Origin of the sequence: Xanthomonas nasturtii (genome assembly GCF_023337365.3) — a bacterium.
GTDB classification, from domain to species: Bacteria; Pseudomonadota; Gammaproteobacteria; order Xanthomonadales; family Xanthomonadaceae; genus Xanthomonas; species Xanthomonas nasturtii.
Genome location: NZ_CP142084.2, coordinates 3,873,297 through 3,886,790, shown reverse-complemented (window position 1 = coordinate 3,886,790; position 13,494 = coordinate 3,873,297). Strand labels below are relative to the sequence as shown.

Below are 13,494 nucleotides of genomic sequence, written 5' to 3'. Positions count from 1 at the left end.
TAATACGCCCGAATACAATCGATTGCAATCTTGCGTTGCAGCATGGAGATCGTTTTCTAATCTAGCTACACCGAAATGCTAAAGCGTGCTGCGGCGCAGCGTTACAATCGATTGCAGAGAGGGCAGGGTACAGTGCGCTGCGGCCACTGGGAGCCGCACCGATGCCCAGGGCTCTGCATGTCGTCGACCGTTCCTCCGCTCTCTTTCGCGCGCATCCTGGCGCTCAATGCCGGCTTTTTCGGCGTGCAGTACAGCTTCGGGCTGCAGCAGAGCAACATGAGCCCGATCTACAACTACCTGGGCGCCGACCATGCCAGCCTGCCGTACCTGTGGCTGGCCGGGCCGATCACCGGCCTGGTGCTGCAGCCGTTGGTGGGCGCGTGGAGCGATCGCTCGGTGACCCGCTGGGGCCGGCGCATGCCGTACATGGTGCTGGGCGCGCTGGTGTGCAGCCTGTGCCTGCTGGCGATGCCGTTCAGTACCGCGCTGTGGATGGCGGTGTGCCTGCTGTGGATGCTGGATGCGGCCAACAACGTGGCGATGGAGCCATACCGCGCCTTGGTCAGCGATGTGCTGGCGCCGCCGCAGCGGCCGCTGGGCTATCTCACCCAAAGCGCCTTCACCGGTCTGGCGCAGACGCTGGCCTACCTCACGCCGCCGTTGCTGGTGTGGCTGGGCATGAACCAGGATGCGGCCAACGCGCACCATATTCCATACGTCACCATCGCCGCGTTCGTGATCGGCGCGGGCTTTTCTGCGGCCTCGATCCTGCTCACCGCGCGCAGTGTGCGCGAGCCTGCGATCGCGCCGGCGGAGATCGCACGCATGCGCCAGACCGGCGCCGGGCTGGGCGCGACCGTGCGCGAAATCGGCAGCGCCTTGCGCGCGATGCCGCCCACCATGCGCCAGCTGGCGCCGGTGATGCTGTTCCAGTGGTACGGGATCTTCTGCTACTGGCAGTACATCGTGCTGTCGTTGTCGACCACCTTGTTCGGCACCACCGATGCCACCTCGCACGGCTTCCGCGAGGCCAGCCTGGTCAACGGGCAGATCGGCGGTTTCTACAATTTCGTCGCGTTTGCGGCGGCCTTTGCGATGGTGCCGGTGGTGCGTCGCTTTGGCCCCAAATATACGCATGCGGCCTGTCTGGTCGCCGCCGGCATCGGCATGTGGCTGCTGCCGGGCATCGAGAACCGCTGGCTGATGCTGCTGCCGATGATCGGCATTGGCCTGGCCTGGGCCAGCATGATGGGCAACCCGTACCTGATGCTGGCCGACAGCATCCCGCCCGAACGCACCGGCGTGTACATGGGCTTGTTCAACCTGTTCATCGTGCTGCCGATGCTGATCCAGATCGTCACCTTGCCGCTGTATTACGAGCGCCTGCTGCACGGGGACCCGCGCAACGTGATCAAACTGGCCGGTGCGCTGATGCTGGCCGCCGCGGTAGCGATGCTGTGCGTGCGCTTGCGTAAGCCGAAAGTGATCCTGACAGATTCTTAGGACTACCTAGCTGACGTCGCCGGCTGCCTGCCCCCTCATCCGCCCTTCGGGCACCTTCTCCCGCAGGCGGGAGAAGGAAGCGGGCTGCCGGCTGGTGTCTCCGAATCGGCAATCCCGAATCCCGAATCCCAAATCCCAAATCCCAAATCCCAAATCCCAAATCCCAAATCCCAAATTCCAAATTCCAAATTCCCAATCCCCAATCCCCGCTTCACGCCGACTCGCGCACCACCAGCTTCACCGGCATTTCAACCGATTGCACGGTTTCGCCTGCGATCAAGGCAAGCAGGCGGTCCACCAGGAGCCGCGCAGCCAGGCCCAGATCCTGACGCACCGTGGTCAACGGTGGCTGGCTGTAGGCGGCCAGCGGAATATCGTCGAAGCCCACCAGCGAGATGTCCTGCGGCACGCGGTGGCCGGCCTCGACCAATGCCCGGATCGCGCCCACGGCGATCACGTCGGAGGCGGCGAACAAGCCGTCCGGCGGGTCGGCCTTCTTGAGCATCGCGCGGGTGAGGCGGTAGGCATCTTCGCTGACGAAATGGCTGCACGCATGCAGCCGCGTGTCGAATTCCAGCCCGTGGCGCGTCAACGCATCGCGGTAGCCGGCAAACCGCGGCGCCACTTCCGGCAACTGGTCGTCGCCCAGGAAGGCGATGCGCTGGCGGCCGCTGGCGATGAGGTGTTCGGTGGCAAGCGCGCCGCCCTGGAAGTTGTCGCTGCCCACGCTGATGTACGACTGCCCGTCGATCTTGCTACCCCACACCGCCATCGGCAGGCCGTCGCGTGCGGCCGCATCCAGCGCGGCGTGCTCGGAACTCTGGCCCAGCACGATCACGCCGTCGGAGCGGCTGCCGCGCGCAAGCTGTTCCACCCAGCCATCCTGATGCCGGTCCAGTTTGGACAGCAGCATGCTGTAGCCGCGGCCGGTGAGTTCTTCGGCCAGCAACGCCAGCATGGTCATCAGGAACGGGTCGGAGAGCGGCTGATCCAGTGCGTGCATCATCGGCACCGCCACACTCACCGTATTGGAGCGTTTGGCGCGCAGGCTGCGCGCGACCGGGTCGACCTGGTAGCCGGCATCGGCGGCAATCTGCTTGATGTAGGCGCGGGTGCGTTCGGCCACGACCGGGCTGCCGGCCAGTGCGCGCGACACGGTGGACTCGGACACGCCGGCCATGCGCGCGATATCGGCCATCTGCGGGCGGGCAGTGAGCGTGGTGCGTTCTGAAGGTTTGGCCATGGCAGCGTAGTGCGGAAAAGCCAGAGTGTAATCAGTTCGCACTAGAGGCGGGTTGTTCGCGCAGTGGCGGCTGCTTGTGCGCCAAGGTGCCGCGCCATCGCGCACACGCGTCCCAGCCTTGCGATCGCGGTTGCGGATCGAGTGCCGGGAGAGTGTCGCGGCTGGACAGCGCGTCATTGTGCATCCGGACATGCGGGGCTTAGAACCGTCATAAAAAGCGGGCGGCTGCCAGGCGGGTGTGGGCGGCGTACAGGAACTGGAGTGCGATGCGTCGTACCTGCCGATGCCGAGCACCGGCCGCTCCTGTCTGCCGGCCGCGGCGTCGTTTTGTTGGTCGCATTGGGTGATCGCGGCTGGCGTGCCGGGGTGCACTCCGACAACCGCTTGCGGCCCACTGTCCGTGTCAGCCCATGTAGAGCCCGCCATTGACCGCGTAATCGGCACCGGTCACATAGGCGGCCTCGTCTGAGGCCAGCCACGCGCACAGGCCGGCGACTTCGACCGGCTTGCCCAACCGGCGTACGGGCACCGAGGTGGCGAGGCGGTCGAGCACGTCGGGCGGAAAACTGCTGATCGAGGCGCTGGCGATATAGCCGGGCGAAATGGTGTTGACGGTGACACCGCGCGAGGCGACTTCCTGCGCCAACGCGCGACTGAAGCCGTGCATCGCCGCCTTGGCGGTGGCGAAGTTGATCTGCCCGATCTGGCCCTTGTGCGCGCTGACCGAACCGATGTTGACGATGCGCCCCCAGCCACGTGCGGTCATGCCATCGACCACCTGCTTGGTGATGTTGAACAGCGAATGCAGGTTGCTGGCGATCACCGCATTCCAGTCGTCGCGCGTCATCTGCCGGAACAAGGTGTCGCGGCTGCCGCCGGCGTTGTTGACCAGCACATCGATCTCGCCGACTTCGGCCTTGACCTTGGCGAAGGCAGCCACAGTGGAATCCCAATCGGCGGCATTGCCTTCGGAGGCCACGAAGTCGAAGCCCTGTTCGCGCTGCTCGCGCAACCACGACGCCTTGCGTGGCGAATTGGGCCCGCAACCGGCAACCACGGTATGCCCGCTGCGCGCCAGCTTCTGGCAAATCGCGGTGCCCACACTGCCCATGCCGCTGGTGACGTATGCGATGCGGAGAGTCATTGGTTGGGATTCCTTTAGAGGTGGATCGGGATTCGGGTCCCGGGTCCCGGGTCCCGCAAAATCAAGCGCAGATGGCGGGGTTTTTGGCGAGCGACGTTCTTCGGGTCCCCGCTTCCGGGTCCCGGGTCCCGTGTCCTAACGCGCCAACGGAAACAGGCCAAACAACAACCCGCCGCCAAGCATCAACAGCGAGATCAACACCGCCCACTTCAGGGTGAAGCGTTGATGGTCGGCAAAATCGACCTTGGCCAGGCCCACCAGCAGATAGGTCGAGGGCACCAGGGGGCTGAGCAGATGCACCGGCTGGCCGGCGAGCGAGGCGCGGGCCATTTCCACCGGGGTGATGCCGTAGTGGCCGGCGGCTTCGGACAGGATCGGCAGCACGCCGAAGTAGAACGCGTCGTTGGACATGAAGAACGTAAACGGCATGCTGACGATCGCCGTGATCACCGCCAGATACGGGCCCCAGCTGTCCGGTATCACCGCCAGGAAGCTGCGCGACATCGCTTCCACCATCCCGGTGTTGGACAGGATGCCGGTGAAGATACCGGCGGCAAAGATCAGCGACACCACCGACAGCACGTTGCCGGCGTGATTGACCAGCCGGCGGCGTTGCTCGGCCAGGTTGGGGTAGTTGATCATCAGTGCCAGCGCGAACCCGATCATGAACAGCACCGGCATCGGCAGGATGCCCACCACCAGCGCGGCCATCAGCGCCAGGGTCAGGATCAGGTTCACCCACAGCAGCTTGGGCCGCTTCATGTCCTCGGTGTCTTCCACGCGCGGCAGGGCGTCATTGTCTTCGGGGATGCTGGTCTCCAGCCAGTTGCCATCGGCGGGCAAGCGCACCACGCCCAGGCGGCGACGTTCGCGCATGCCCAGGTACCACGCCAGCGCCAGGATGCCGGCGATCGCCAGCAGCATCGCCGGCACCAGCGGCACGAACACATCGGCCGGGTCCACATGCAACGCCGTCGCCGCACGTGCAGTGGGGCCGCCCCACGGGGTCAGGTTCATCACGCCGCTGGCCAGGATGGTGACGCAGGTCAGGTTGAGCGCGTTCATGCCCAGCCGCTGGTACAGCGGCAGCATCGCCGAGACGGTGATCATGTAGGTGGTGGAGCCATCGCCATCGAGCGAGATCAGCATCGCCAGGATCGCCGTGCCCATCACGATCTTCAGCGGGTCGCCCTTGACCAGCCGCAGAATGCGCCCGACCAGTGGATCGAACAGCCCGGCATCGATCATCACCCCGAAGTAGAGGATGGCGAACATCAGCATCACGCCGGTGGGCGCGATCTTCTTGATGCCTTCCAGCATCATCTCGTTGATGCCGGTGCCGAAGCCGCCCAGCAACGCGAACACGATCGGCACCGTGATCAGAGCCACCAGCGGCGACAGCCGCTTGCTCATGATCAGGTACATGAAGGTGATCACCATTCCGAAACCGAGCGCGGTCAGCATGCGGGAAAATCCTTTGAGGCGTGCAACAGGGGGAGGGTGGAGCGTGCGCATGCAGCGCAGGAACGATGACGCGTTTGCAGTTGCCTTGAAACGGATGTGGTCATGAACGACACATCAGAAGTCGTATTGAAAACGGCCGGTCACCGCCAGCGTGTGGTCGACCACCGAATTGAACATGCGATCGCGGTTGCGGCTGTCGATCACATTGAGCATCACGCGCAAATTCGGCTTGAAATACCAGTTGCCGCCCAGCGTCCACGACTGCGTGCTGGCATTGAGGAAGTCCGGTTGCCCATCCAGATGCTGGTCGCCGCGCATGTAGTCGTAGCGCAGCGCCAGCTCGAATGCACCGGACGGGCGATTGGGCGTGGCGATGCGGCTGAAACGCCCGGTCTTGCGGTCGTAACCGCGCGACTCGCCGGTGACGAACCAACTCACCAACCCGTAGCTGGCCAGCACCTTGGCGCGCTGCGCGCCATCGTCGAGCAGGCCGCCGCTGAATTCGGTCTGCCATGACCACGAGCCGAGCACTTCGGCATATTCCAGCGACCATTTGTCGAAATCGGTATCGCGGCCATCGGCAAAGCGCGCCAGCGTGATGCGGCTGTTGTTGGCCAGATCGTTCTCGGCGCGCGGGCGGATCAGCAGCGGCGGCGCTCCGCTACTGCCCGGATGCGAATAGCGCTCGTGCGCCAGCGAGACGCCCAGGTGACGCAAGCGTGCCTGGCCCATTTCCGGGGCGTAGGTCAGGCGCGTGCCCAGCGCACCGCCCTTGGTCGACGAATTGTCGATGCTTTCCAGGCTGTAGGCGGCCGTGGACCAGGTGGCATCCGGGCGATTGGTCTGCCAGGAAATCGCCTTGCGATAGATCGGCGCCAGCGTGGTGGCGGCATAGCCGCGTTCCAGGAACGGGCCATAGTTGGAACCGGTGCGATCGTCCAGCGCAAAATACTGCTTGAACTGGCCCACCGTCAGCGTGCCGGCAGAAAACTTCTTGGCGATGTATACATCGCGCGCCAGGATGCCGCGGCCGCCGGACTCGTATTGCAGGCCGGCAAATTCCGCTTCGGCCTTGTAGTTGAAGCCGTAGAACTTGCCCGCCACATCCAACCACAGGCGGCGGAACTGGGTGTCGTTACGCTCGGGCGTGCCGCGTTCGTCGTTGTCGAACATGGTGAAGTCCCAGTGCACACGCCCGCCTACCTCGGCAGTGACCGGGCCTGCCTCATCGGCCGCGCGCGCAGCCGATGCCAGGCAGAGCGCAGCGCAGGCGGTGAAGGCGCGCAGACGTAAAGTGTCGTTGCTCACAGACCCTCCCAGGTACATGTGTAAATCACGTTCAGCGATGCACCGCACAACCACACTGCGGCGCGTTGGCGGAAGCCTAGTCCGGCGAAGCTGTCATGGACCTGTCGTTGGGGGGATGGGAATGGGGGAGTGGGGAATCGGGAATCGCAAGAGCGGGATTGGGGCAGCTGAATTGTTGGGGCGTAGAAGCTTTTGTTCGCCTGGCCTGTTACCTTCCGGCCGCGACCTATCGCCGTTCCGATTCCCGATTCCCGATTCCCGATTCCCCATTCATGCGCCTGCTGCTAGTCGAAGACAATGCCGACCTCGCCGATGCCATCGTGCGGCGCATGCGCCGTAGCGGGCATGCGGTGGATTGGCAGGCTGATGGGTTGGCGGCGGCGAGTGTGTTGCGGTATCAGAGTTTCGATCTGGTGGTGCTGGATATCGGCCTGCCCAAGCTGGATGGATTGCGCGTGCTTTCGGGGATGCGCGAGCGTGGCGATACCACGCCGGTGTTGATGCTCACCGCGCGCGATGGCATCGAAGACCGCGTGCAGGCGCTGGACGTGGGCGCGGACGATTACCTGGGCAAGCCGTTCGATTTTCGTGAGTTCGAGGCGCGTTGCCGCGTGTTGCTGCGACGCAACCGGGGCCAGGCCAGCGAGGTGGTGCAGATCGGCGGATTTGTGTTCGACAACGCTGCGCACACGGTGATGCTCGATGGCGCGCCGATCGAATTGCCCAACCGCGAATACCGCCTGCTGGAAATCCTGATCGGGCGGCTGGGCCATGTGGTCGGCAAGGACGAGATCGGCAACGGCCTGTTTGGCTTCGACGACGATGCCGGGCCCAATGCGATCGAGCTATATGTGGGGCGGCTGCGGCGCAAGCTGGCGAGCGCGCCATTGCGCATCGTCACCGTGCGCGGCGCCGGCTACAAGCTCGAAGAGGCCGACCCGCACGCGCCGGTGGAGCCGGGCGTCGATGGCTGAGCCGCTGACGGTGGCGCCGTCGATCCGGCGCACCTTGCTGCTGTATCTGGGCAGCCTGTCGCTGCTGGGTGCGGTGGTGCTGTTCTTTGCCGCACGCGATTACGGCGAACGCGCGGCCAATCGCTCTTACGATCATCTGCTGGTCTCCTCGGCCTTGTCGATCATCGATAGTGTGGCCCTGGTCGGTGGCGACTGGCAGGTGGATCTGCCCTACGCCTCGCTGGATCTGCTCGGCATGGCGCCGGAAGACCGCGTGTTCTATCGCGTGTTCGATGCGCAGGGCCGTACGATCACCGGCGAAGAGGCGCTGCCGCTGCCGCCGCGCTCGCCGCGCGACGAGCGGCCGTTGTTGTTCGATGCGCAGTACAGTGGCGAGCCGGTGCGCTTTGCGGTGGTGATGCACCGGGTGGCATCGGCATCCCGGCAGGGCGAGGTGCGCGTGCAGGTAGGCCAGACCCGGCGTGCGCGCGATGCGGTGGCGCGCGATGTGGTGCTCAACGCCCTGGTGGCGATCGGCGTGCTGTCGCTGCTGGCGCTGGGCCTGGTATGGCTGGGGGTGTACCGCGCGTTGCGGCCGTTGCAGCGCATCGAGCGCGATCTGTCGCGGCGCGAACCGTCCGAGCTGAAACCGCTCAGCGTACCGGCGCCGCAGGAAATGCAGTTGATGGTGACCGCGCTCAATCGCTTCATGGCGCGGCTGTCGTCCAGCAACGAAACCTTGCGCGCATTCATGGCCGAAGCCGCGCACCAGATGCGCACACCGCTGGCAGCCTTGCGCGCGCAGGCGCAGCTGGCGATGGACGACGACGACCCGCGCGAGATGCAACGCAGCCTGGTGGCGATCGAACGCAATGCCAGCCATATGAGCCGGCTGCTCAACCAGTTGCTCAGCGATGCCAGTGTGATCCATCGCGCCAATCTGCAGCGCTTTGCCACCGTGGATCTGGCCGAGGTCTTGCATCAGGCCTTGCACGAAGCGTTGCCGCGCAGCGAAGGCGCACCGCGCGTGCAACTGGCCATCGACCCGCAACCGGCGTTGCTGCGTGGCGATGCCTTGCTGCTGCGCGAAGCGCTGAAAAACCTGATCGATAACGCCTGCAAGTACGCTGCCGGTGCACCGCTGCAGGTGGCGCTCACCAGCGACGGCAACCAGCACGTACTCACCATTGCCGATCACGGCCCCGGCATTCCGGCCGCCGAGGCCGAACGTGTGTTCGAACGGTTCGTGCGTGGGCCCGACGCGCCGGCCGGCGGCGCCGGGCTGGGGTTGGCCATCGTCAAGCGCGTGGTGGAAGCGCATGGCGGGCGTATCGATCTGGCCAACCGCATCGGCGGCGGGCTGATCGCGTCGTTGCATTTTCCTGGAGGAAGCGCGTGATGCGGCTGATGTGGGTGCTGGTGTTGCTGCTGATCCACGGAATCGCCTGTGCGGCGCCCGGCGACGTGCGGCGCTTCCCTGCGCAGGGCCCGGTGCATGCGCAATTGCGCGTGCAGGGCTCCACCGATCTGGAAGTGTTCGGCGCAGTCATCCAGGATTATCAACGCCTGCATCCAGGCACCGAGGTGATCTACGAAGACGTGATTGCCTGGGACATCTACGCGCGCTATCTGCATCCGGGCAAGGGCGCACCGGTTGCCGACATGCTGATCAGCGCCAGCATGGATCTGCAGACCAAGCTGGTGAACGATGGCCATGCGCTGGCGCATCGTTCCGCGCAGACCGAAGCGCTGCCGGCGTGGGCGCAGTGGCGGCACGAAGTGTTCGGCATCAGCTACGAGCCGGTGGCCATCGTCTACAACACGCGCAAGCTGGATGCCGCCCGCGTGCCGCGCACCCGCCGGCAATTGCTGGCCCTGTTGCGCGCGCCCGATGCACCGCTGCGCGGCAAGGTGGGCACCTACGATGTGGAACGCAGCGGCGTGGGCTACCTGTTCGCCACCCAGGACGGGCAGGTGGGCAGCATTGCCGGTGCGCTGCTGGCAGCGCTTGGGGCCAACCGGGTGGCGCTGGAAGAGCGCACCGGCACCTTGCTCGACCGCGTCAGCCGTGGCGAGTTGCTGCTGGCCTATAACGTGCTCGGCTCCTATGCGCAGACCCGCATCGATGCCGGCGCGCCGCTGGGCATCGTGCAGCCGCAGGACTACACGCTGGTGGCATTGCGCACCGCAGTGATCCCCAAGACGGCGCCGCACGCACCGGAAGCACGCAGGTTCCTCGACTACCTGCTCTCGCCGCGCGGCCAGCAGGTGCTCTCGCGCGAGGCCCGGCTGATGCCGATCCTGCCGGCGGCCGGCGGCCGCGGCGGCTCCGCGCAGCCGCCGTTCCGCCCGATCCCGCTCGGCCCCGGCCTGTTGGTGTACCTGGACAAGCTCAAACGCCGTCAGTTTCTGGATGCCTGGCGCGCGAGCACGCAGCCGCCGCGCTAGGGCGTGTGGTGCACGTTGAGATGAGGTGCGTTGGCCCTCAGCGGTGCGCAGCGGGTGCTGTGTGGCGCGGCTTGTCTTGTGCCAAGGCAAGCCGCGCGGCGCGCGCTCCGTGCCGCTGACGGCCAACCCTCCGGGAAGCGCCCTGTGGCGCGCCGATACCGCGTTGCGCGCCTTGCCCAGGCAGCCAGCCTGGGCAAGGCGCACGCCTTGTCTCGACGCGCCACAGGACGCTTCGCACTCACCTCAAGGTACATCGCACGCGCTAGGGCAAGGCAGCGGCGGCGGCCATGTGCCAGACTTGGTGTATGGCCGATCTCACCATTCTCGTCGCCGACGACCACCCGCTGTTCCGCGCCGCCGTGATCCACGTGCTGCAGCAGACCCTGCCGCAGGCCAATGTGGTGGAAGCTTCCAGCGCCGCTACCTTGAGCGCGATGCTGCGTTCGCACCCGCAGGCCGAACTGGTGCTGCTGGATCTGGCGATGCCGGGCGCACGCGGTTTTTCGGCGCTGCTGCATGTGCGTGGCGAGCACCCGGACATCCCGGTGGTGGTGATCTCGTCCAACGATCATCCGCGTGTGATCCGGCGTGCGCAGCAGTTCGGCGCGGCCGGTTTCATTCCCAAATCCACCCCGGCCGAATCGATCGGCACCGCGGTGGCCAGCGTGCTGGAAGGCGGCACCTGGTTCCCGCCGATGACCGCCGAACGCTCGGAGGCCGACGCGCAACTGGCCTCCAAGCTCGCCCAGCTCACCCCGCAACAGTTCCGCGTGCTGCTGAGCCTGGCCGATGGGCTACTCAACAAGCAGATTGCGCACGAACTGGGCCTGGCCGAAAACACCGTCAAGGTGCACGTCACCGCGATCCTGAAAAAGCTCGACTGCTACAGCCGCACGCAGGCGGCAGTGCTGGTCAAGGCGCTGGAGCCGGAAGGCGAGGGTTGATTGCACGTGCGCTGCGGGTAGCGGCCTGCAGCCGCACCACACATGGCCCACAGCGCACACAGCTAGTGCACCTGCCGCAGTGGCGGGGCCAGGCGCTCGGCCAGCGAGCGGGCGGACTGCAGTGGCGATCAATGCAGCGCGGCCGCGCAAGCTGCCTGCGCTTGGGCCGGAGCCTTCGATGGTCCACACCACCTCGGGCGACAGCAGCGTCTGAAAGAAGTCGTTGCCGCCGGCCTGCCACTGCGCAAACGTCGCTTCGACGATGCGCTGGTTGCACACGTGTACCGGCTGCTCCGCACAGGCCTGTGCGGATGCAGCGTCCTTCGACATGGCAACGGCGTTGCCTGCGAACGCTGCGGCGACCAGCAGCGCTGCCGCCGCGATGGCTGAGGGTCTGGTCATGGTTGCGCCGTGGTGATCAGCTGCGCAGCTGCAACTGATGGATGCCGTAGATCAACTGCTGCGCCATCGGCCTGCCGATAAAGCGTTCGGGGAAGATCGGCGGCAAGGCGCTGACGCTATCCAGGCGCGCAAGCTGGTCGTCGCTGAGCACGATCTCCAACGCGCCGAAGTTGTCTTCGGCCTGCTGCAGGGTAGGTGCGCCCATCACCGGCGAGACCACCGCCGGGTGGCGCAAGGTCCAGGCCAGCGCCACCTGCGAGGGGAAGCGCCCGCTTCAGCGGCGACCGCACCGGGAGGAGAACCGACAGGTGTACGGCGTGCGCAAGGTCTGGCGGCAACTCAAGCGCGAGGGCTATCAAGTGGCCCGCTGCACGGTGGAGCGGCTGATGGGCGAGCCGGGCCTGCACGGGGTGGTGCGCGGGAAGGTGGTCAAGACCACGATCAGCGACAAGCGGCCGTGCCCGCTGGATAAGGTGAACCGACAGTTCCATGCGCCGTCGCCGAACCGACTGTGGGTCAGCGACTTCACCTATGTTTCGACCTGGGCCGGGTTCGTGTACGTGGCCTTCGTGATCGAGGTGTAGGCGCGGCGCATCGTGGGTTGGAAGGTCTCGCCGACCGCGCAGACGGATTTGGTGCTGGACGCCCTGGAGCAGGCGCTGCATGCGCGGCGCCCAACCGAGGGTGGCCTGATCCACCACTCCGACCGCGGCGTGCAGTGCGTGTCGATCCGCTACACCGAGCGGCTGGCCGACGCCGGGATCGAGCCGTCGGTGGGCAGCGTGGGCGATAGCTACGACAACGCGCTGGCCGAGACGATCAACGGGTTGTACAAGGCCGAGGTGATCCACCGCCGCGCGTGGCGCAACCGCCAGGATGTGGAACTGGCCACGCTGGATTGGGTGGACGTCGGTACAACCACAAACGCTTGCTGGGGTCGATCGGGAACATTCCTGCCAACCGCTCGCTACGTTTTGTTAGCCGCTCTTGCTCCTGTACGAGCGACCCTGGTCGCGAGGGCCTTCCCCGTGACGGGCAAGCCCTCGCGGCCAGGCCCGCTCCTGCAACGGCCGTGGAAATAACCGCGCAATCCAACATTTATTCCTGCGCTCTGCGCGCGTGTCGAGGTCAGGGCTTGGGCCGATAGACCACGATGCCGGCTGTTCTGGCGACGTACTCCATGAACGGCGAGTCGACGACCTTGTTGTTTTCCGGTCGTGAGGAGGCGTTGCGCAGCACCGGGCCGGCGTCGGTCATGCTGAAGATGCCGACATGGCTGACATCCAGCCCGTCCGCAGGCGAGTACCTGCCGACATAGTCGCCGGTGCGCAGCTGACCCACGACATTGCTGTCCACCGCAGCCACCGGGATATAGGTGATGGTCCGCTGCACCACCGGCAACCCGGGCAGGTAGTTGCTGCCATCGGCTTTCAGATTCAGCGCCTTGTCCACGCTGACCGCGTTGGGGCTGATTGAGGCGGTGATGTCGTCGGCCAGCTCATAGGGGCGGGCCACCCAATCCGAAAAGAAATGCTTGCGATAGGGAAAGCCGACGATGCCATCGACGTAGCGGGTCAGCACCAGCCGATCGACGAAATCCTGCTGCGAAGACGCCCTGCGCGCCGCTTCGACGTAGCCCAGATAGGTGAAGCAATCCAGGCCGGTGAAGTCGATGATCAGTTTTTCCGGTGTGGTCGCAGAGCCTTGCAGCATGTTGGCCTGGTACGGCGTGTCGAGAAACAGTGCAGAGATGCGCTTGATCAGATGTCCCGGGCTCAGGCCGCGATGCCGGGAGACCTGGCCCAGCACCGTGTCCAAGCGTTGCACGGTGTAGGGGTTCATGTCCGCACGGATCGGCCCGGAGGGCTGCACGCCAGCCGCAGGCGTTGTCGCCTGTGCGGGCAGGCTTGCCGCGCAGCCTGCAGACAACAGCGCGGCCATCTGTATCGCAACGGGTAACAGCAAATGCCGGCATAGCAACCATCAGAAAAACCACGGTTATTTCGCTATTTCTACAATGAAGAAGCCAAAATTTTGAAACCCAGGCAACGCAGCATTTCGACGCCATGTGCTTTGACGCCACGT

Annotated in this window: 11 protein-coding genes and 3 pseudogenes; 7 read left to right on the top strand and 7 right to left on the bottom strand. The window is 65.5% G+C overall.

Features of this window, described 5'->3' with window-relative positions:
- The first annotated feature begins 177 nt into the window (after positions 1–177).
- On the top strand, positions 178–1,503 hold the full coding sequence (locus M3O59_RS16870) for an MFS transporter (RefSeq protein ID WP_064629284.1): 1,326 nt from the start codon (positions 178–180) through the stop codon (positions 1,501–1,503).
- A 211-nt stretch (positions 1,504–1,714) separates the two neighbouring features.
- On the opposite strand, the gene M3O59_RS16865 is transcribed toward M3O59_RS16870, so the two are convergent.
- The 4 genes from M3O59_RS16865 to M3O59_RS16850 all read right to left on the bottom strand — a co-directional run bounded on the left by M3O59_RS16865 (position 1,715) and on the right by M3O59_RS16850 (position 6,662).
- Positions 1,715–2,746: a LacI family DNA-binding transcriptional regulator gene (locus M3O59_RS16865; RefSeq protein WP_116905886.1), complete on the bottom strand. Its 1,032-nt coding sequence runs from the start codon at positions 2,744–2,746 to the stop codon at positions 1,715–1,717.
- Positions 2,747–3,149: 403 nt separating this feature from the next.
- On the bottom strand, positions 3,150–3,890 hold the full coding sequence (gene phbB / locus M3O59_RS16860) for an acetoacetyl-CoA reductase (RefSeq protein WP_064629280.1): 741 nt from the start codon (positions 3,888–3,890) through the stop codon (positions 3,150–3,152).
- A 135-nt stretch (positions 3,891–4,025) separates the two neighbouring features.
- Positions 4,026–5,354, bottom strand: coding sequence for a CitMHS family transporter (locus M3O59_RS16855; protein ID WP_064629278.1), 1,329 nt, complete (start codon positions 5,352–5,354; stop codon positions 4,026–4,028).
- Positions 5,355–5,468: 114 nt separating this feature from the next.
- Positions 5,469–6,662: an OprO/OprP family phosphate-selective porin gene (locus M3O59_RS16850; protein WP_116905905.1), complete on the bottom strand. Its 1,194-nt coding sequence runs from the start codon at positions 6,660–6,662 to the stop codon at positions 5,469–5,471.
- A gap of 272 nt (positions 6,663–6,934) precedes the next feature.
- On the opposite strand from M3O59_RS16850, the gene M3O59_RS16845 reads away from it, so the two are divergent.
- The 4 genes from M3O59_RS16845 (at position 6,935) to M3O59_RS16830 (ending at position 11,007) form a co-directional block, all read left to right on the top strand.
- Positions 6,935–7,636: a response regulator transcription factor gene (locus M3O59_RS16845; RefSeq protein WP_064629273.1), complete on the top strand. Its 702-nt coding sequence runs from the start codon at positions 6,935–6,937 to the stop codon at positions 7,634–7,636.
- The gene (locus tag M3O59_RS16840) at positions 7,629–9,014 is read left to right on the top strand and encodes a sensor histidine kinase (RefSeq protein WP_116905887.1); all 1,386 of its coding nucleotides are present in this window, start codon (positions 7,629–7,631) and stop codon (positions 9,012–9,014) included. The genes M3O59_RS16845 and M3O59_RS16840 overlap by 8 nt, the downstream gene beginning before the upstream one ends.
- The gene (locus tag M3O59_RS16835) at positions 9,014–10,063 is read left to right on the top strand and encodes an ABC transporter substrate-binding protein (RefSeq protein ID WP_064629269.1); all 1,050 of its coding nucleotides are present in this window, start codon (positions 9,014–9,016) and stop codon (positions 10,061–10,063) included. Before M3O59_RS16840 ends, M3O59_RS16835 begins: the two co-directional genes overlap by 1 nt.
- Positions 10,064–10,368: 305 nt before the next feature.
- Positions 10,369–11,007 carry a response regulator gene (locus M3O59_RS16830; protein ID WP_003483405.1) on the top strand — a complete coding sequence of 213 codons (639 nt, stop codon included), beginning with the start codon at positions 10,369–10,371 and terminating at the stop codon, positions 11,005–11,007.
- Between the two features lie 84 nt (positions 11,008–11,091).
- Here the strand turns inward: M3O59_RS16830 and M3O59_RS16825 are convergent.
- A pseudogene (locus tag M3O59_RS16825) lies at positions 11,092–11,409 on the bottom strand (nuclear transport factor 2 family protein); the annotation flags it as partial.
- Positions 11,410–11,425: 16 nt separating this feature from the next.
- A pseudogene (locus tag M3O59_RS16820) lies at positions 11,426–11,700 on the bottom strand (aldo/keto reductase); the annotation flags it as partial.
- 2 nt (positions 11,701–11,702) lie between these two features.
- On the opposite strand from M3O59_RS16820, the pseudogene M3O59_RS16815 reads away from it, so the two are divergent.
- Positions 11,703–12,556 (top strand): annotated as a pseudogene (locus M3O59_RS16815) (IS3 family transposase); the annotation flags it as partial.
- On the opposite strand, the gene M3O59_RS16810 reads toward M3O59_RS16815, so the two are convergent.
- A complete protein-coding gene (locus tag M3O59_RS16810) occupies positions 12,538–13,251 on the bottom strand; it encodes a DUF1460 domain-containing protein (RefSeq protein WP_249050106.1) in 714 nt (237 codons plus the stop codon). The pseudogene M3O59_RS16815 and the gene M3O59_RS16810 sit on opposite strands and share 19 nt — an antisense overlap.
- On the opposite strand from M3O59_RS16810, the gene M3O59_RS16805 reads away from it, so the two are divergent.
- Positions 13,250–13,447, top strand: a complete 198-nt coding sequence (locus M3O59_RS16805; RefSeq protein WP_249047626.1) for a hypothetical protein — start codon at positions 13,250–13,252, stop codon at positions 13,445–13,447. The two genes, M3O59_RS16810 and M3O59_RS16805, sit on opposite strands and share 2 nt — an antisense overlap.
- The last annotated feature ends 47 nt before the right edge of the window (positions 13,448–13,494 follow it).

Coding starts and splice junctions, on each gene's coding strand:
- M3O59_RS16870 (WP_064629284.1), top strand. CDS start 178: ATGTCGTCGACCGTTCCTCCGCTCTCTTTCGCGCGCATCCTGGCGCTC.
- M3O59_RS16865 (WP_116905886.1), bottom strand. CDS start 2,746: ATGGCCAAACCTTCAGAACGCACCACGCTCACTGCCCGCCCGCAGATG.
- phbB (WP_064629280.1), bottom strand. CDS start 3,890: ATGACTCTCCGCATCGCATACGTCACCAGCGGCATGGGCAGTGTGGGC.
- M3O59_RS16855 (WP_064629278.1), bottom strand. CDS start 5,354: ATGCTGACCGCGCTCGGTTTCGGAATGGTGATCACCTTCATGTACCTG.
- M3O59_RS16845 (WP_064629273.1), top strand. CDS start 6,935: ATGCGCCTGCTGCTAGTCGAAGACAATGCCGACCTCGCCGATGCCATC.
- M3O59_RS16840 (WP_116905887.1), top strand. CDS start 7,629: ATGGCTGAGCCGCTGACGGTGGCGCCGTCGATCCGGCGCACCTTGCTG.
- M3O59_RS16835 (WP_064629269.1), top strand. CDS start 9,014: ATGCGGCTGATGTGGGTGCTGGTGTTGCTGCTGATCCACGGAATCGCC.
- M3O59_RS16830 (WP_003483405.1), top strand. CDS start 10,369: ATGGCCGATCTCACCATTCTCGTCGCCGACGACCACCCGCTGTTCCGC.
- M3O59_RS16805 (WP_249047626.1), top strand. CDS start 13,250: ATGTCCGCACGGATCGGCCCGGAGGGCTGCACGCCAGCCGCAGGCGTT.
- M3O59_RS16810 (WP_249050106.1), bottom strand. CDS start 13,251: ATGAACCCCTACACCGTGCAACGCTTGGACACGGTGCTGGGCCAGGTC.